Origin of the sequence: Streptomyces sp. NBC_00461, from assembly GCF_036013935.1 — a bacterium.
In the GTDB taxonomy this organism is placed as follows: Bacteria; Actinomycetota; Actinomycetes; order Streptomycetales; family Streptomycetaceae; genus Streptomyces.
This window is the reverse complement of sequence record NZ_CP107902.1, coordinates 4230511-4248949: the sequence shown is the minus strand read 5'-3', so window position 1 is coordinate 4248949 and position 18439 is coordinate 4230511. Positions and strand designations below refer to the sequence as shown.

Here is an 18439-nt window from a genome sequence, read left to right as displayed (position 1 = left end):
TGCCGCCAGGGTCCCGACCGCGACCAACATCAGCCTCGGCGGCCGCACCTGGGACATCTACGAGTACAACTGGCCGAACCCTGCTGGGATTTCGGGCCGGGCAACCACACCGCCGGCTCCTGAGGCACCGCGGGCTTCTGACGCCACGACAAACCAAGAAGGCGGACCAGTGACGAACCGCCTCTGACCGCAAGCACCGCCGGACTCTCCGTACGGAGAGTCCGGCGGTGCGGAGACGGCGTCCGACTCTCCGGCACCCCGGCGGGTCCGCGCCGGCCGAACGCGGTCAGGCCATCCGCGGTGAACTGCGTGCCACGACGGTCGACTTCGCCCGTCCCTTCATGCGGCCGCCAACAACCTCAAGGACAAGCGTTGAGCGATCCGGTCACAGGATGATCGGCGGCGGAATCATCAGAGGGCGATGATCTGCCACTGCTCCTCGGGCGCACGGGTGTAGGTGAACTGGTTGATGTTGGCCCCGTCGGCGGTCGAGCCTGCCTCGACGTTGAGCGACAGTCCGCTGAACCGGTTGGTGAGGTAGTAGTAGCCGTCGCCGGTGGGCGTGACCGCCCAGTGCTGCTGGGGAACGTTGTTGTCCGCGTAGATGGAGACGTTCCCGCCGTCCGCCCGCGAGAGTCCGGCCACCTCCATCAGCTTGCGGCTGTTGATGTTCTTGATCTCGTAGTAGCCGTCTCCGGTAGAGGCGAAGGTCCACTTCTGGGCGGTGTTGTTCAGCCACGGCCACTGCTGGATGTTGGTGCCGTTGGCGGTGCCGAAGTTGAACACGTCGACGACCTTGCCGCTCTTGCGGTTGACGATGCGGTAGACCGTGCCGTCGCCCGGCAGGACACTCGACACCAGGGCCGGCTTGGCCGTCCGGCCACCGATGTGGACGCCGCCCATGTTGGCGTAGCCGCCGGTGGCCGCGTTGGCCTGGATCCGTACGAAGCCCACGTTCCGGGCGGGCCATTCGGCCACCTTGGTGGCGCGGTCGCCGGCCCAGGTTCCGGTGGCGACCTGGGTGAAGTTCGTGCCGTCGGTGCTGGTGGAGATGGTGTAGGAGGTGATGTCGCCGTCGGTTGAGTTGCTGCGGTTCCACTGCTTGGGCAGGTATTCCAGGGTGGAGACGTTGCTCCACACCCCGCCCAGATCGATCGTGATCGAGTGCGGCAGGGCCGGGGACAGCCCCCACGTCGACCAGCAGGTCTCGTAGCCCTTGTCGCTCAGTCCGTCGATGGCGTTGAGCGGTCCCTCGCCGGTGTGGAATCCGGTCGCGTAGGCGCTGACGGGCGTCACGGGGTGCTCGGCGCGCAGCATCTGCGTCGGCAGTGGCGGGCGGGAGGTGTTCGGGCTCCAGGCCGCCCCGACCTCGGCGAGTCGGTTGACGATGTTGGTGTCCAGCCTGCCGTCACGGTTGGGCGGACAGTTGAGGATGAACGAGGTGTACTTCGGTTCCAGGTCCGCCAGGTGCGACAGGATCGCCGCCTTGCTCATGGGGTCGGTGGTCGGCGTGGCCGGGTGCCAGAACCAGCCGTTGCTGATCGTCTGCCCCTGCGTGGAGGCGTAGGTGTTCCCGGCCGGCGACGAGACACCCAGCGGCTCCTCGAAGTAGATCGCGTCGCCGAGGAACGGCACCGACAGAGCACCGTGGTCGAGCATGACGATGTCCGGCTGGAGCGACTTCACGAGCTCACGGACCCGCTGATAGGAGACGGCCTGCTGGCCCATCTGCCACCCGTAACCGTCGGTGACGAACAGGTCGATGGTGCCGTAGTTGGTGAGCAGTTCGGTGATCTGACCGAGGATGAAGGTCATGTCGCTGGGCTGGATGGCATCGGTGATCTCGAGACCGGACACCTTGTGCCGGCTCTCCCACGCCTCGACGCCGAAGGTGCGGTCCCATATCGAGTAGTAGAGCCCGACCTTCAGCCCCTTCGCCCGGAAGGCGTCGCAGTACGCCTGCACCACGTCGTGCTTGTAGGAGCTGTTCGCGACGTTCTGGGTGCCGTGGGCGCTGGGCCACAGGGCGAAGCCGTCGTGGTGCTTGGTGGTCAGGATGCCGTAGCTCATCTTCGCCGCCGCGGCGGCGTCCGCCCACTGGGCGCAGTCCACGGCCGTGGGGGCGAACAGGGTGGGGCTCTGGTTCGGGGCGGCCCACTCCTCGTTGGTGAACGTGCCCAGGTTGAAGTGGTTGAACATGCCGAACCGCATGTTCACCAGCTTCTCCAGGTTGGTCTGCGGGTCGGCGGCTGCCGCCTCCGCCAACAGGGGCGACAACGCGGGGATCACGGGCAGCGCGGTCGCGGCCACAGCGGCGCCCGCGGCACCGAGCACCGTGCGACGGGACAGTCTTCCTGACGGCATGCGTGTACCTCCGGCGTGGGGTGGCTCAGGTGTTCGGGGTGAGGCGGTTGGGGTGGCAGCCCGAGGGCGTGCGGTCTCAGGCCTTCAGGCGCGGCCCTCCCTCTGGGCTCCAAGGCGCCGGATGTTACGCATGAAGTTCGATGACGTAACTGCCCTGTGTCAACAGGTAAGAGGATGAAAGTACGCCCGCGGAAAGCGGAATGGGCTGTTTCATCCCACTAAGAACCTGCTTGCTCTGCCGTAGACATGCGATGTCTCGCAGCGGCGGAGGGCAGCCGGCGGAGACGCCGCAACCATTTCAGGAACGGTCCCTGCGGGCAGACTTCACGGTCCACGGACTCTCCCTCGCGCTCGATTTCCAACGGAGGCCGGACCGCTGTCGCACCGTGTGTGTCCGGTGCTCCGAACGTGGGTCGATCTGCGGAAATGGTCGCCGCCGACGAGCGCGAGCTGTACCGGAACGGAACCCGTCAGAAACATTGACGGAATCACCGTTCAAACCTATCTTCTGCTCGAAGTGCCGCACGTTGTTCGCAATGTCGAACAAGCTTGCCACTCGTTCACGGCGACTGGCCAAGCGGACTGGCCGAGCCCGGAGGAAGAGTTGAACAGAGCCGTAAGAACCCTGCTCGCCTTGCTGGGCCCACTACTGCTGGTCCTACTGGGTGTCCCCGCCCTTCAGGGAACCGCCTCCGCCGTCGCCCCGTCGCCCCACCGGCCGGGCAGGCCACGCGGTACACGATGACCGCGTTCACCAACAGCAGCGAGTCGAACATGTATGTGTACGACTCGCCGGACGCCACCGGATTCACCCTGCAGAAGGGCCCCGCCTACACCCCGCCGTCCGGTCTGATCCGGGACCCCAGCATCTTCAACCGGGGCAGCAGCACCGCGACCATCACCGCCACGGCCGCGCAGGTCGGCCTCACCGGAGGGCCGTTCACCCTCACCGACCTGTGGACCGGCGGCACACAGAGCACCTCCGGCCAGATCTCGGCGAGCGTCCCGGCGCACGGTGTCGCCGTGTTCAAGATGACCGGCGGCAGCCCGCTGGCCTCCACCACCGCCCGCCTGCGCGGTACCGGGTCCGGCCGCTGCCTGGATGTGGACGAGGCCTCCACCGCGGCCGGGTCGACGACGCTGATCTGGGACTGCCACACCGCCGCCAACCAGCTCTGGACCACATGGGCCGGAGGCGAGATCCGCGTCTACGGCGACAAGTGCCTGGACGCCTCCAACCAGGGCACCACCAACGGAACGCAGGTCATCATCTGGCCCTGCAACGGCCAGAACAACCAGAAGTGGACCACGCTCCCGTAACCCGCCACCCCTGACCACGCAGGGAGAAGCCCGATCCGAAGAGGGCGGTCCCACGACAGCGCGCCACGCTGCGGGGACCGCCCTCTCTCATCGGGACCGGGACTTCGAGCCCATCGCCGCGGTCACCGGCCGGGCGCTGCAGTGACACGGCCCGGGCTCCCGCAGACGAGACAGAGCCGGCACGTGCTCATGTTCCGCTGTTCGCACGGTCGCAGGGGGCCCCGGGCTCCGGCGAGAGTAAGAAGGAAGCGAGCACGGCCTCCCCGCACTTGTGCAGGGTTGCCGTGCTCGCTGCTGGTGGCGCTCAGATGCTGGTGGCGCTCAGAGACGCCGGTTGCTCGTCAGTTCCAGGGAGACGCGGTGAGCCAACTGGTGTCCTGGGCCCACGACTTCGTGTTGTCCCAGGTGTTGGAGCCGCCGTTGCTGGCGATGTAGGCCGTGTAGTTGTAGTGGCGGAGGTACTTGGTGGGGAAGTTGACGGACTGGAAGGAGGTGCCGACGCCGCTGTTGCCCGTGGTGGGGCAGAAGGTGGCGTCCTTCGCGAAGGAGCCGGAGCCGCTGTCGAAGTTCAGGTTGAGCTGGTAGTTGAAGTGGTGCAGGAACTGGCCGGGGGTGTTGGCGGACTCGAAGGACAGGCAGGAGGTGTTGGCCAGGCCGGCGCGGACGATCCAGGTGGCGTCTGCCTTGTCGGTGGCCGGGCTGGAGGAGTTGATGCTGGAGATGACGACCTTGGAGTCGGCGTCGTTGTGGCGCAGGTAGTGCGAGGTGCAGCAGGGCGCGGTGGTGGCCTGCAGGGAGATCCGGGAGCCGGGGGTCAGTGAGCCGGTGCCGGTGGAGCCGCTGTTGTAGCCGGCGGCGGTGATGTTGGCCTGGACGGCGTTCTCGGTGGCGTCCGAGGGGTAGCCCTGGGTCATGACGCCTTCGTAGAAGGTGCCCTGGGCGCCCTTGCTGTTGTCACCGCCGATGCCCAGGATGATCGCGCCTTCCTTGTGCATCGGGTTGTAGCCGGAGGCGGTGGGGCGCATTCCGTTGTAGAAGGTGGACAGGCCGCCCGACTGGGCGTCGCCGCCGCGGAGGGCCCACTGGTTCGGGCCGCCCTTGAGCATGGCGGTCAGGAACCGGTTGTCGACGCTGGGGTCATTGGCGTTGAGTCCGCGGTTGACGCCGGAGAACAGGCCGTTCTCCAGGTCGCCCATGACCCAGGGGCCGTTGCCGCTGCCCCAGCCCCAGCCCTTGTTGTTGCCGAAGTAGAGGGCCTCCATGTGGCCGTTGCCGGTGTCGCGGCTGTTGGTCTCGGCGTTGCCGTAGTCGAAGCAGCAGCCGCCGTTGAAGTGCTTGCCGTTGAAGATCGCGTACATGCCCTCGGGCTGGTCGCCGGTGGCGATGCCGTTGGTGTTGTTGTTGCGGTAACCGGTGCCGGGGGCTACGTAGACGCCGTACGCCTTGTGCCCGCCGACGGTGACCGGCGCCTCGACGGCGTTGGCGAGGTTGTCCGGCCCGCCGGCGGCTCCGCCTCCCGGGGCCTGGGTGAGGTTGTTGCCCTTGGGGGACTGGTCGTAGATGACGGTGATGACGCAGCTGGTGCTGGCGCAGAAGGAGTCCTGCGCGGCGGCGTCGGCGACACCTCCGGCGGTCAGCGGGACGATGTCCTTGGTCGCGTTGTCGGAGGCGCGCTTGACCTGGTACAGCGGGCCGTTGTACGCGCCGTACAGGGCGCGGGTGGTGCTGTGCGCGGCGACGCAGGGGGTGCCGCCCGTGGCGTAGATGTCGCACGGCCCCTGGGTGGCGGCCTGCGAGGTGGTGGCTGTGGCGGTGAGCAGGCCGGCGGCGAGCGCGGCGGTGGCGCCCGCCGCGAGAAGCGCGCGTCTGGCGCTGCGTATCCACGGTGACTTGATCATGAAGAACTCCTTCTCAAGGTGGGGGAGAGGGTGAGTGTCGACGAACCCGCGCTGTACGGCTCATCGGACGTTGTCCGGCTGTGCGGACAGCGAGCTGCGTTGACGGGTCCGGGTCCGGTGCGACCTCGGCTGTTTCCGGCACCGGACCCGGCGTGGGCTGCTCGTCAGCTCCAGGGAGCGGCGGCGAGCCAGCTGGTGTCCTGGGCCCACGAGGACGGGTTGTCCCAGGCGTTGGTTCCGCCGTTGCTTGCGACGTAGCCGGTGAAGCTGTAGTGGCGGATGTACTTGGTCGGGAAGTTGAAGGACTGCAGCGAGTAGCCTGTGCCGCTGTTTCCTGGCTTGGGGCAGAAGGTGGCGTCGGCGGCGAACTGGTTGGTGTCGGCCTTGGGTTGGAGGTGGAGCTGGAACGCGTAGTGCCTGAGGTACTTGCCGGATGCGTTGGCCGACTCGAAGGAGACGCAGTTGCTGTTGGCCAGCCCGGCGCGGACGATCCAGGTGGCGTCGCCCTTGTCGGTGGCCGAACTGGAGGAGGTCACGGGCGCGATGACGACCTTGTCGTCGCCGGCGTCGTGCTGCAGGTAGTCGCCGGTGCAGCAGGAGGTGGTGGCCTGCAGCGACACCTTCGCACCCGGGGTGAAGGGGCTGGTGGTGCTGTAGCCGGCCGCGGTGATGTTGGCCTGGACCGCGGCGTCGGTGGCGTCGGAGGGGTAACCCTTGACCATGGCGCCCTCGTAGAAGGTGCCCGCGCTCGCGTTGCGGTTGGTCTGGCAGCAGTCGCCGCCGCTGCCGAGGATGATGGCACCCTGCTTGTGCATCGGGTTGTATCCGGTGGGCAGTGCGCCGCTGTAGAACTGGGTCAGGCTCCCGGACTGGGCGTTGGCGCCCTTGAGCGCCATCTGGGTGGTGCCGTTGTTCTTGAGCATCGCGGTGACGAAATGGCTGGTCTCGGAGACCTGGCTGGGGTTCCACGCCTTGCTGCCGCCGGTGAACAGGCCGTTCTCCAGGTCGGCCTGCACCCATGGACCGGTTCCGCTGCAGCCGCCGAACCAGCATTCGGTGCCGAAGTTGATCGCGTCCATGGCGCCGTTGCCGTCGGCGTGGTGGTCGGTCTCGGTGTTGCCGTAGTCAAAGCAGCAGCCGTTGTTGACGTGGGTGCCGCTGGTGATCATGTACGCGCCCTCGGGTGAGCTGCCGGTCGGCACGCCCGAGCCGCCGGCGAAGTAGCTGTTGCCGGGGTTGATGTACAGCGCGTAGGCCTTCTGGCCGCCCACACTCACCGCTTCGGTTGTCGCGTTGGCCGCGGTGTCGGCGCCGCCGGTCCCGCCGGGGCCCTGGTAGACCAGGGTGTTGCCGCTGCTGCCGGTCTGGTCGTAGAGGCGGGTGATGGTGCAGGTGGTGCCCGCGCAGAAGGAGTCCTGCGCCGCGGCGTCGGCGACGCCTCCGGCGGACAGCACCCCGATGTTCTTGAAGGTGCTGTCCGACGCCCGCTGCACCTGGTAGAGCGGGCCGTTGTAGGAGGCGAACAGCGCGCGGGTGGTGCTGTGCGCCGCGACGCACGGCGTGCCGCCCGCCGCGTAGATGTCACACGGCCCTTGTGTGGCGGCGTGCGAGGCTTCGCTGAAGGCGACAAGGCCGGTGAGGGCGAGGGCCACCGCGGCCAGGGAGGCAATGAGCCCCCGGCGCAGTCGGCGGAAAATATGCAACTCGGGCACCATGAACTTCCTTGTTCATCGATACGGGGACAGCACGCCGTGCCCCTGTGGGTTCGCGTGGGCTGATGGCAGGGGCGGGCTGCTGGGGGAGTGAGGCGAGCGGACGCGTCCAGGCGCGCGGACGCGTCCAGGCGCGCGGACGCGTCCGGGCGAGCGGATCCGCCGACGTGTGGGTCACGCTGTCACTGGATCGTCCAAGCCTGGTTGGACTGGTTCAAGGGCATGTACTGAGCGACGGCGGCTCCGTTCGCCGTCGATCCGCCGCTCACCTCCAGGATCTGCCTGCTCTCGAAGTTGCGGATGACGTATCCACCGCTGGTCGGCTCGAAGTACCACAACTGGTTGTTGCCGCCTCCGTAGCCGTACTGCTGCAGCGCGGTCCCCCTCGAATGGCTGGAGGCGTTGATGTCGAGGGCCTTGCCGCTGTTCCTGTTCACGATCTTGTAGAGCTGCCCACTGACCGGAACGATGTTCCACTGCTGGTTGGCGCCGCCGTTGGACGGCCACTGGATGACCCTCGCACCGTCGGCGGTGGACCCCGCGTTGACGTCCATCAGCTGCCCGCTGTTGACGTTCTTGATCGTGTAGTTCGTCGACGGGTTGATGTTCGGCGTACCGGTGGCGTCCTCCAGTGCCCCGCCGGCCCGCTGCACACTGAAGTCCGTGATGTAGAAGTACGCGCCGTCGGTCTTGGCGACCCGCACGTAGCGGAAGGCCTGGCGGACGTCGATGTCGCCGGTGCGCGTCGAGGCGAGCGGCAGGGTGCTCGTCTGGCGTCCCAGGACGGTGTAGCTGCCGAAGTTCGGGTCGTTGGAGCCCCGGACCTCGAAGTTGCCGCGGGTCTCGGACTGGTCAAGGTCCTGACGGGTGGTCAGGGCGAACTGGCCGAGCTGGTAGGACTTGCCCAGGTCGACCTGCCACCAGGCCGAGGTGTCGCTGCCGGTCGGCGACCAGCCGGTCGCGCCGTTGTTGTCGACGGCCTTCGAGGGCTCCGTGCCGGTGCCGAAGACCGACGAGGAGGACGCCGGCTTGTTGTAGGCGAGGTTGAGCTTCGCCGCCAGTCCCTGGTAGGCGGACTCGAGACCGGAGGCCTTGATCACCGAGTCGCCGGACGTCTTGTTGTTGGTGAGCGTGACGCTGGAGCCGTTGCGGTTCTGGTTGATGAATCCGTCGGTGTGCGACAGCACGTTGTTCGAAAGGGTCATGTTGTTCGACCCCTCGTCGGTATAGATGCCGGCCACGGCGGAGCCGCAGGCGGCCGGCCCTCGTATCGCGTCGTGGATGTAGTTGCCGTTGATGACCGTGCCCGGGTCGTTCGAGAGGTGGTAGATGCCGGCGGAGTCGCAGAGCCGGTTCATCACGTTGCCGAGCCGGTTGTAGCTGATGCTGTTGTTGCCTTCGGCGTTGGCCGCCGACTGCCAGCCCCAGCCGAGCGAGATGGCGGCCCACGGAACGTCGGAGATGTCGTTGTGGTCGATGGTGGTGCTGTTGACGAAGCCCGCGTCGATGCCGGCGGTGCCCAGGTAGTCCTCACCGATCCGGGTGATCAGGTTGTCCTTGACGGTGACGTTCTTGACCACCTCCCGGGCGTCCTCACCGGCCGGTGAGGTGGGCGGGTTGTAGACGGTGTGGTACTCCACGGTCGGGTCGGAGAACTTGCCGACCATGATCCCGTTGCCGGCGATGTCGTGGATCAGGTTGCCGGTCACGGTGCTGTCGTGCACACCGTGGGACAGGTCGAGGGCGGTGGCGCCCATCTGCGTGAAGGTGTTGCCGGTGAAGGAGACACGGTCGGCGTTCGCGGCCTGGACCCCGGCCGGCGGACGACCCACGAACTGGTTGTTGGAGTTGTCGGCCGAGAGGTTGTAGTTGCCGCCCTGGGCGTTGAGGTAGCCGTTGTCGGTCGCTTCCATCCAGGTGGTCTGGGTGAAGGTGATCCCGGAGAAGCGCAGGTCGTGGACGGGACTGCCGAGGTTCGTGCCCTTGATGTCGAAGAGCGTCTTGAGCGTCGGCGCCTGCACGGTGGCCGTGGACATGTCCTCGCCGGGACGGGGCTTGTAGTAGACGGTCTGCGCGGCCGTGTCGACGTAGAACTCACCCGGCTCGTTGAGGAACTCGTGGGCGTTCTCGAAGTGCAGGGGAACGCCGTCGGAGAGCACCGGGAAGGGGCGCTGGAACAGGATGCCCGCCTCGTGGTCCTGGATCGAGATGTTGGCGGTGCCGTTGCTGGAGCTGATCGACTTCAGCCGCAGGTAGCTCTCGCCCCACTGCGTTTCCAGCATCATCTCGACCTTGCTGAGCTGGTCCCAGTTGGAGACCTGTGAACTGAGCACCTTCAGCAGCTTGTTGGTCTTGTCACTGCCCTGCAGCTGGAAGTCCGAGCCGACGTCGGGGAAGCGGGCCCGGGTGGCGCGGACCCCGTTGACGTACAGCTGCCGGAAGTTGAGGCTGCCCACGGGCGCCTTGTACTCGCCGTTGGCCGCCGCCGTCCAGCCGGTGACCGCCTTGCCGCCGGTGATCACGGGCGTCTCACCGTTGTACGCCTGGTAGACGACCGTGTGGCCGTTGGTGCCCGAGTCGCTGGTGCCGAAGGTGACCGGAGCGGTGAGAGGGTAGGTGCCTCCGCGCAGGTTCACGACGATGTCGTCGGACATGTTCGCGTTGACTGCCCGGACCGCGGCCTGGGCGGCCTGGACGGTCCTGAACGCCGCGGCGGTGCTGGTTCCCGAGCTGCTGTCACTGCCGTTGACAGGGTCGACGTAGAAGTTCGTCGTGGCCGCGTAGGCAGGTTGAGCGGGTAGCACGGCCGCGAAGACGACAGCCGCCGCCGCAAGCGCCTTGACCGTCCCCGCACCGATGCGTAGAGGTCTCATTGTGTGGTGTCCCTTTCGCCAACCCCCCCGGCTACTTTTAAGTTGCATTTATCAGTGCAAGCAGGCGCCCCAGTCAAGACGATAGGCATACTTATTTTTCACTGGTGCAACACCGATGACATGCGAACGCATCAGACTCGGCGCTGCGCGAACCACCTGTAGCGAAGAAAAGCCCCAGGTGGCAGTGCAGTTATTCGTGTCGATCGACCGCCGACCGCATCCACTCGGCCTGTTCAGCGAAGCCGCTTCTCGAAATGAGTAGTACTCATTTCGCAACCTTGTCGCCGTCCATCACAGCAACAGGTGGGCGCGGATGCGGGGTTCGAGGCGGCGAAATCCCGGGTTACGACCCCTCAGTCATGGCTCAGGACGACTGCCTGGCCGCCCGCAGGGGCCATCGCGAGGCGCAGTGTGGTCGACGATGTCACGGTCTGCGTGCTCACTGTGACGGGGGTCCGGTACGGGCTGCTTCCCGGCGTTCCGTCGGCGTAGATCGTGGCGGTGTAGGTGCCGCTGCCGAGGAAGGACAGCGGGATCGAGAGGGTCCGGGCGGACTCGTTGGTCATCGCCCCCAGGTACCAGGTGGTGCCGCTGCGCCGGGCGACGGCGATGTACTCGCCGATCGAACCGGCGAGGGTCCGGCTCTGGTCCCAGACGGTGGGGATGGCGTCGAACCAGGGCAGCCCGGGCCAGTTGGAGGTGTTGGAGTACTGCGAGGGGGCGCTGTACCAGTACAGGAAGTCCAGGGGCTGGTAGTACACGGCGGCCATCGCCATCTGGTGGGCGTTGGTCGTCCGGTCGCGGGACTGGCCGTAGCAGATGGTGTAGTCCATCGGCCCGCCGATGTTGCGGGCGAAGGGCAGGGTGACGTTGTGGGTGGCGGTCGGGAAGTGCTCGTTGCCCCGCACGCCCTCCATGCTGATCCAGTTGGGGTAGGTCCGCTCGTAGCCGAACGGCCGCACGTCGTCGTGCATGTCGATCAGCAGCTTGTGCGCCGCCGCCGTCCTGGCCCAGGCGATGATCTGATTCGTCATCGCCTGGGTGCCGTCGTTGATGAAGCCCAGCTTGATGCCCGCCACGCCCCAGCTCCGGTACAGGGCGAACAGGCTGTCCGCGTTGGGTATGGCCATGGGGTTGACGTAGAGGAAGACGCCGATTCCCTTGCCGGCGGCGTAGGAGATGACCTTGGGCAGGTCGATGGCGGCGATGGGCTGCGTGGCGTCGGTCGAGGTGTGCTCCGGGCCGTACCACCCCGAGTCGTACTCGATGTACTGCAGGCCGCGAGCGACGGCGAAGTCGACGCCCGCCAGCCCGTCCGCGGTGGTCAGATTGCTCCGGAAGACCTTGCCCGGCTTGATCCACGACGTGTCGGCGAGGGCGCCTGCCGGGGCCAGGTTGAGTACCAGCTCCGCGTTGTCGACCAGTTCGGCGTGGGTGGAGCCGATCACCACGGCGCGCCAGGACGTCGCGAACGGCGTCGGGACGGTGAACGTCGTCTGGACCGGTCCGGAGCCGCGCGCTGTGTGCCGCATCAGATACGCCGCGAGGGTGTTGGGCTGTCCGGGGACCGAACTGAGCATCGTACGCGGGTAGTTGGCGCGGGCCGACTCGCAGACGCAGGCGATGAGCCCGCTGTCGCTGTAGGTCGCGGTGAGGGGGAGGTCGGTCAGCGGACCGGTGTCCGTGGAGGAGGATCCGGTGGACGGGATGGAGCCGGGCGCGACCGGGTTGTAGTCGTCCTCGTCCCGTGCGCTGTAGACGAGTGTGCCGTCCGGGAAGACGAACGTCGTCAGTTCGCCGGCGATGCCGGCGGTGCCCGAGTCCAGCAGGACGTAACGGAACGCGACGCCGGTCGCGTAGGCCCGGATCTGGACACCGAAGTTGATGGAGGTCTGGTTGTCCCGGAGGTTCCAGCGCATCTCCTGGTAGGCGTCGGAGACGGTGGCGTTGCGCCCGTACAACGGGTTCCAGGTGGTGTCGACGTGCCAGTGCTGATAGTTCGTCAGCACGACGTCGGTGCCGAGGGTGGTTCCGTCGCTCAGGCGCAGGCCCATGGCCGAACCGGCCACGACTGTCGCGCCGTTACGCCGGGCCGACCACTGGAGCGTGCCGCCCGTCAGCGACATGGTGATGCTGGTGGTGCCGTCGAGCGACGTCGCGGTGACCGAGGCGTCCGAGGCCTCGGCCGGATACGTGCTGCCGATGCCCAGCGCGGCCGTTGCGGCGGCGACAGCCGCGCCCTTGAGCACTCTGCGGCGGGAAGGTTCCTGACGGCCTGGCACGTCCACTGTCGGTCCACCTCGCTTGGATACGGTTTCCAACAAACTCAACCAGCAAGTAACAGATTCTGACGGTCGCGAAGTTTCTACGCCTCCCCCGACCCATGGTCAACCCCTCGCGCCCGCCCCTCATATGTCCGAAATCCCGGACAGTCCGGGCGACTTACGGCCCTGGCGAGCCCCACTGGGGGCACCCAGAGCCAGTCAAGGTTAAACAAACTCGAACGCGCTTCTTGACGCCGCGAACATGCCGCGACTCTCATTGGTCCTCGCTGGCAACAAGAGACCGTCAAATTTCGGGAAAGAGGGACGCGCATGTTCAAGGGAGTTCCCCGACCCCCCGCCGGCCGATGGGGGCGCGGAGCCGCCGCGTTCCTGACCCTGCTGGGAGGCCTTGCGGCGCTGCTGCTTCCGGCGGCCGAGGCGCACGCGGCCACGGTGTCGTTCACCACGGGTGCCGCACGCACCGACCAGAACGGCAACACCCTTCAGCTGCACGGCCTCGGCATCATCAAGGTGGGAGACACCTGGTACGGCTTCGGCGAGGACAAGACCGGCGAGGCCTCGTCGGACACGTCCTTCCAGGACATCCCCTGCTACACCTCCACCAATCTCTCCGACTGGACCTACCAGGGCCAGGCCCTGAGCCGGCAGAGCAGCGGGGACCTCGGCCCCAGCCGTGTCGTGGAGCGGCCCAAGGTCATCTACAACAAGTCGACCAGCACGTACGTGATGTACATGCACATCGACAGCAGGGACTACTCCGAGGCCAAGGTCGGCGTGGCGACCAGCAGTACCCCGTGCGGCCCCTACACCTACCGGGGAAGCTTCCGGCCGCTGGGCAACATCAGCCGTGACCTCGGCCTGTTCCAGGACACCGACGGCACCGGCTACCTGCTGAGCGAGGACCGCAACAACGGCCTGCGCATCGACAGGCTGTCCGCCGACTATCTGTCCGTGGACAGCGCGGTGGCGGTGCTCGGCAGCGGCGGCAGCAGCGGCAGCGTCGAGGCACCCGCCATGATCAAGAAGGACGGCACCTACTACGTCTTCGGCTCCCGCCTGACGGGCTGGAGGCTCAACGACAACATCTACGCCACCGCCACCTCTCTGAGCGGCCCCTGGTCGGGGTTCAAGAACTTCGCCGCCCCCGGCACCAGCACCTACGGCAGCCAGACGGCGAACGTCATCACCGTCCAGGGCACCTCCGGCACCACCTACATCTACGCGGGCGACCGCTGGGACCCCTCCAACCTGGGCACCTCGAAGCTGATCTGGCTGCCGCTGACCATCCGGGGCACGTCAGTGAACCTCGGCCAGTACCCCACCTGGTCACTCGACACCGCAGCGGGAACCTGGACGGCCGGCAGCGGGATCCCCGCTGAGGGCGTCCACACCCTGAAGAACGTCAACAGCTCGATGCTGATGGATGCGGCGAGCGGCTCCACGGCGAACGGCGCCAAGATCATCCAGTGGCCGTCCAACGGCGGCGCCAACCAGCAGTGGACCCTGACGAAGCTGGCGGACAACGTCTACACGCTGAAGAACGTGAAGAGCGGCCTGTGCCTGGACGTACCGAGCCGTTCGACCGACACCGGCGTCCAGTTGCAGCAGTGGACCTGTAACGGCGGGACCAACCAGCAGTGGTTCCTCGACCTGGTCGGCAGCTACACCGGCCACACCTACCTGCTCGCCGGGGTGGGCAGCGACCTGCACATCGGTGTCGGGGGCGCCTCGACCACTCAGGGCGCGATGGTGGACCAGGAAACCGGCACCGGTGCGACCAGTCAGCAGTGGAGCGTTTCCTGACGGTGCGCCAGGACCACTGACGCGGATCACGCGAGGTACGGGCGGCGCCCCGCGCCGCCTTTGCCGCCTTGTTCATCGAGGAGCTGCCGAACGGATACGGCACAGTGCTCGGCGAACACCGGGCCTCACGTCACCACCGGCAGCTCAAGGCGCGCCCGCTCAGGACAAACCCACCCGCGTGAAGCGGCCCGCCACCCCCAGTTCCGCCTCGATCCGGTCGGCTGTGGTGCGCAGGTGGGGCAGGATGTCGCGTTCGCATTCCTCGGGTGTGTGGCGGGCCGCGTGCATGGCGACGTTCAGGGCGGCGACCACGCGGCCGGTGCGGTCGTGGACCGGGACCGCGATCGAGCGCAGGCCCTCCTCCAGCTCCTCGTCGACCAGGGCGTGACCCTTGGTGTGTACGTCTTCGAGGAGGCGGGTGAGAGTGTCGGGGTCGGTGAGGGTGTGCGGGGTGAGGGGTGCGAGAGGGAGCGGTAGTCGGCGGGTTGCCGGGGGGAGGTCGGCCAGGAGGACGCGGCCCATCGAGGTCGCGTAGGCCGGCAGGCGCGTGCCCACCGTGATGTTCACGCTCATGATGCGGCTGGTGGCGACCCGCGCCGTGTACTGGATCTCGTCCCCCGACAGGACGGACAGGGAGGTCGACTCGTGGACCCGGTGGGCCAGTTCGGCCATGTGCGGGGCGGCGATCTCGGGCAGGGAGATCCGGGACAGGGGCGGGAAGCCCAGCTCCAGGACGCGTGGCGTCAGCTCGAAGGTGCGCTCCCGTGCTCGTACCAGCCCGAGATGCTCGTAAGTGATCAGCGCCCTGCGTACCGTCGCCCGTGCCAGTCCCGTGGCCTTCGCCACCTCCGTGAGGGTCGGTTCGGCGCGTCCCTCCCCGAAGGCGGTCAGTACGGTCAGGCCGCGCGCCAGGGACTCGACGAACTCCCTGCCGAGTTCCTGCTTGGACGCGCCGGTCCAGGTCGCGAGCCCGGAGGGTGCGGCGGCCGGCTCCGCGGGCGGCACCTCGCGCAGGTCGTCCTCCATCGCCCGTACCGCCGCCCGCAGCCGGGGGAGCAGGGTGTCGCGCAGGCCCGTCGCCGTGTGCCGGCTGGTGTGGCTCACCACGCTCACCGCGCAGGCGATCCTGCCGGTACGCGGATCCCGTACCGGCACCGAGACGGCCACCAGCCCCGGTTCGATCAGCTGGTCGTCCAACGCCCAGCCGTCCGCGGCCGATCCGGCGACCCGGCGTTCGAACTCCTCGTCCTTTTCGGTGTGTTGGGGAGGCGGTACGGACGGAAAGGCCGTCGCCTGCGGGTCCGCCGCCCTGCGCTCCCGCCACGCCCTCCACTCCTCCTTGGTCCACTCGGCCGCGAACAGCGAGCCGGGCGCGGTGCGTTCGGCCGGCAGCAGGTCGCCGATGCGGAAGCTCAGGGACATCGCGCGGCGGCGGGTGGCCTGGTGGATGAAGCGGATGCCGTCGCGGTCGGCGACCGCCAGGGACACGGATTCGTCCAGCTCGTCGGCGAGGGCGTCGGCGCGCGCGTCCAGCAGCGCGGGCAGGCGCAGCGCGGAGAGGTAGGCGTTGCCCAGCTCCATCAGGCGGGGGGCCAGCAGCACGTCACGGCCGTCGAGGCGGACGTATCCCATGCGGGCCAGGGTGGCGGTGATCCGGTCGACCGTGGAGCGGGCGAGACCCGTGGCCCGTTCCAGCGCGCTCGGGCTCAGCGTCCCGCCCGCCTCGGTCAGCCGTCGCAGGACGGCGACGCCACGGATGAGGGGCGTGACCGCCTCGGCCGGTACGGCAGGAGCGGCGTCGGGGGCCGTCGTGGGCTTCGCGGGCATCGGATCTCCGGTACGGCGGTCGGGGCACGCCTACCGTAATGCGCGGGCCCACCTTCACTCCGGCCTGCTCACCTCCGGGTCACCAGCACCCGGTAGCTTCCGGTCGAGTTGGCGCCCGTCACCGCGATCCTGATCCCCTTCTTCGGGTCCTTGAAGACCTCGCCCGCCGTGAAGGGGGCGTCGGAGAGTTCCGCGTGGACGTTGGGGCTGCGGGTGCAGCCGCCGCTGTCGCGCCGGGAGTCGTACACCGTCACCGGTCCCATGCCGGTGTCCACGTCCGCGTCGACCTTGTAGACCAGGACCCCCGGCCGGCACACGGCCTCGTCGTTGCCCGCGCGGACGCGCACCTCGACGGCGTACCCGGTCCGGTCGCTGAGCGGGACGAAGACCATCTTCGGGCCGCCTGCGCGCTCCAGCGGCGTCAGCGTGTACTCCGTGGCGCCGTGCGCCGACGCACAGCTGACCTGGGACGCGTCCAGCCAGCCGAGCTTCCACTTGTGCCAGCCGAGCAGGTCGTTGTTGGCCCCCCAGTCCTCGCTCATGATGTCCCAGTGCCCGACCGCGCCGCCGCCCTCCTGGGTGTAGAGGTCGGGCAGGCCGAAGACATGGCCGTTCTCGTGCGGCAGCACCCGGTAGCCGGTGCGGTCGTAGGAGCCGGAGCCGTCGTCCTGGCGGGAGTAGACGAAGGACGCGTTGGCGACGGGGACGCCGTCGGCGACCGGGGCGTCCGGGTTCCCGGCGAAGGTCACCGACAGGACCGTGTCCAGGGCGGACGGCCCGGCGTTCGGCGTCATCAGCACGTTCAGGAAGTCGTAGTCGCGGAAGTCCACCTCGGGGTCGGCGGCGCTCACGATGTCCTGGACGAGGTCGCGGTAGCCGGCGTCGAAGGGGGCGCCGCGCTCTATGGCGTACGCCTTGAACGATTTCGGCATGCGCAGCCAGTGCGGGACCGGGGTCTCGGGGCGGTAGTCCAGGCGGCCGTAGGAGGAGGTGCGGAACCACTGCTGGGTCCGGGGGAAGAACTCGTGGAAGCGGTCGAGCGCCTTGCCCGGGCCGGGTGCGTCGGAGAAGTCGACCATCAGGGTCAGGGCGTGGACGGTGCCCGTGGAACGGGAGTAGCCGGTGCTGGTCGGGACGCCCTCCGACAGCTGGATGGCATGGCCGCCCCTGATCATGCAGGGGTTGAGCGCGGCGGTGCGGGCCGGTGCGATCGGTCCCGCTCCGGCCGCGGTGGAACGTACCGTCGGATGCCCGCTTCCGGCCGAGGTGCCGACCGCGAGGACCAGGGCGGTGACGAAGGCGAGGGCGGCCGTGCGGCGTGGGCGTATCCGACGGCTGAGCTGCATGCACGGGCCCTTCGTCGTGGCAGCCGCCGGTCTTCGGGCTGCGCCCTTTCGATCACCCTGATTCGGGGGCTGCGCGGGCGCGCGCTGGATGGGCCCGAACGTGGGTTTCTCGGGCGGAGCGGGCCAGAGGAGAGGCCGGTGGGGGCCAGCGGGGAGGTCGGCGGGGAGGCCGGCGGGGAGGTGTGACTCAGGTCACATAAAAGTTCTTCGAGTCCGGGAAATAACCGGGGATCGTTTCCCCGTTTAACCAGGCGTCCGAGCGAAACGGGGACTGCCTCCCCGGATCGCGGAACCGCCGATTTACGAGGAGTGCGCCGTGACCGCCACGACGACCGCGCCGGACCCCGTGCAGCGCAAGGTGACCCGGCCGCGCGCCGACGCCCTGCGCAACCGGGAGCGGATCGTCACCGCAGCCCGGGAGATGTTCACCGAGTTCGGCCCCGATGTGCCGCTCGACGAGATCGCCCGCCGGGCCGGCGTGGGCAACGCCACGGTGTACCGCAACTTCCCCGACCGCGACGCACTCGTCCGTGAGGTCGTCTGCTCCGTCATGGACCGGACGTCCGAGGCGGCCGAGCTCGCGCTCGCCGAGACCGGGGACGCCTTCGAGGCGCTCGAACGATTCGTGCACACCTCCGCAGACGAGCGGATCAGTGCGCTGTGCCCGATGATCCAGACCACCTTCGACCAGAACCACCCCGACCTGGAAGCGGCGCGCGAGCGCGTCGAGGAGCTCGTGGCGGAGCTCATGGACCGCGCCAAGCAGGCCGGCCAACTCCGCCCCGACGTCGGCGTCGGCGACCTGATGATCGTCGTGGCCCAGCTCAGCCGGCCCCCGGCCGGCACCGACTGCGTCGTCAACGACCGCTTCGTACACCGCCATCTGCAGCTGTTCCTGGACGGACTGCGGGCACCGGCCCCGTCGGTCCTGCCGGGCACGGCCGTGACCGTCGAGGATCTGCGCCGGTCCTGCACCGATTAGTTCAGCGCTCCAAGCCAGTCAACTCCTAC

Annotated in this window: 9 protein-coding genes and 1 pseudogene; 3 read left to right on the top strand and 7 right to left on the bottom strand. The window is 68.1% G+C overall.

Annotated elements, in window-relative coordinates:
* Positions 1-411 precede the first annotated feature (411 nt).
* Positions 412-2364, bottom strand: coding sequence for an RICIN domain-containing protein (locus OG870_RS19790; protein ID WP_266583841.1), 1953 nt, complete (start codon positions 2362-2364; stop codon positions 412-414).
* Positions 2365-3231: 867 nt separating this feature from the next.
* Here OG870_RS19790 and OG870_RS19785 point away from each other — a divergent pair.
* Positions 3232-3672 (top strand): annotated as a pseudogene (locus OG870_RS19785) (ricin-type beta-trefoil lectin domain protein); the annotation flags it as partial.
* Positions 3673-4025: 353 nt separating this feature from the next.
* On the opposite strand, the gene OG870_RS19780 reads toward OG870_RS19785, so the two are convergent.
* The 4 genes from OG870_RS19780 to OG870_RS19765 all read right to left on the bottom strand — a co-directional run bounded on the left by OG870_RS19780 (position 4026) and on the right by OG870_RS19765 (position 12455).
* The gene (locus OG870_RS19780; RefSeq protein WP_266516065.1) at positions 4026-5582 is read right to left on the bottom strand and encodes an alpha-L-arabinofuranosidase B; all 1557 of its coding nucleotides are present in this window, start codon (positions 5580-5582) and stop codon (positions 4026-4028) included.
* A gap of 164 nt (positions 5583-5746) precedes the next feature.
* Positions 5747-7297, bottom strand: a complete 1551-nt coding sequence (locus tag OG870_RS19775; protein WP_266839962.1) for an alpha-L-arabinofuranosidase B — start codon at positions 7295-7297, stop codon at positions 5747-5749.
* Between the two features lie 179 nt (positions 7298-7476).
* Positions 7477-10167: an RICIN domain-containing protein gene (locus OG870_RS19770; RefSeq protein ID WP_327691204.1), complete on the bottom strand. Its 2691-nt coding sequence runs from the start codon at positions 10165-10167 to the stop codon at positions 7477-7479.
* A 353-nt stretch (positions 10168-10520) separates the two neighbouring features.
* Entirely contained in the window at positions 10521-12455 is a 1935-nt protein-coding gene (locus tag OG870_RS19765; RefSeq protein ID WP_327691203.1) for a glycoside hydrolase family 97 protein, read from the bottom strand.
* A gap of 306 nt (positions 12456-12761) precedes the next feature.
* Here OG870_RS19765 and OG870_RS19760 point away from each other — a divergent pair, with 306 nt between their 5' ends.
* The gene (locus tag OG870_RS19760) at positions 12762-14255 is read left to right on the top strand and encodes an RICIN domain-containing protein (RefSeq protein WP_266583850.1); all 1494 of its coding nucleotides are present in this window, start codon (positions 12762-12764) and stop codon (positions 14253-14255) included.
* A 159-nt stretch (positions 14256-14414) separates the two neighbouring features.
* Here the strand turns inward: OG870_RS19760 and OG870_RS19755 are convergent, their stop codons facing one another.
* Together OG870_RS19755 and OG870_RS19750 are read right to left on the bottom strand one after the other, a co-directional pair.
* On the bottom strand, positions 14415-16082 hold the full coding sequence (locus OG870_RS19755) for an IclR family transcriptional regulator domain-containing protein (RefSeq protein WP_266924691.1): 1668 nt from the start codon (positions 16080-16082) through the stop codon (positions 14415-14417).
* A gap of 68 nt (positions 16083-16150) precedes the next feature.
* Entirely contained in the window at positions 16151-17428 is a 1278-nt protein-coding gene (locus tag OG870_RS19750; protein ID WP_327691202.1) for a M6 family metalloprotease domain-containing protein, read from the bottom strand.
* Positions 17429-17744: 316 nt separating this feature from the next.
* Here OG870_RS19750 and OG870_RS19745 point away from each other — a divergent pair, with 316 nt between their 5' ends.
* Positions 17745-18410: a TetR/AcrR family transcriptional regulator gene (locus tag OG870_RS19745; protein WP_266516047.1), complete on the top strand. Its 666-nt coding sequence runs from the start codon at positions 17745-17747 to the stop codon at positions 18408-18410.
* Positions 18411-18439 lie beyond the last annotated feature (29 nt).

Bases quoted from the DNA above. Each gene is read 5' to 3' on its own strand.
- OG870_RS19790 (WP_266583841.1), bottom strand. From the start codon at position 2,364: ATGCCGTCAGGAAGACTGTCCCGTCGCACGGTGCTCGGTGCCGCGGGC.
- OG870_RS19780 (WP_266516065.1), bottom strand. From the start codon at position 5,582: ATGATCAAGTCACCGTGGATACGCAGCGCCAGACGCGCGCTTCTCGCG.
- OG870_RS19775 (WP_266839962.1), bottom strand. From the start codon at position 7,297: ATGGTGCCCGAGTTGCATATTTTCCGCCGACTGCGCCGGGGGCTCATT.
- OG870_RS19770 (WP_327691204.1), bottom strand. From the start codon at position 10,167: ATGAGACCTCTACGCATCGGTGCGGGGACGGTCAAGGCGCTTGCGGCG.
- OG870_RS19760 (WP_266583850.1), top strand. From the start codon at position 12,762: ATGTTCAAGGGAGTTCCCCGACCCCCCGCCGGCCGATGGGGGCGCGGA.
- OG870_RS19755 (WP_266924691.1), bottom strand. From the start codon at position 16,082: ATGCCCGCGAAGCCCACGACGGCCCCCGACGCCGCTCCTGCCGTACCG.
- OG870_RS19750 (WP_327691202.1), bottom strand. From the start codon at position 17,428: ATGCAGCTCAGCCGTCGGATACGCCCACGCCGCACGGCCGCCCTCGCC.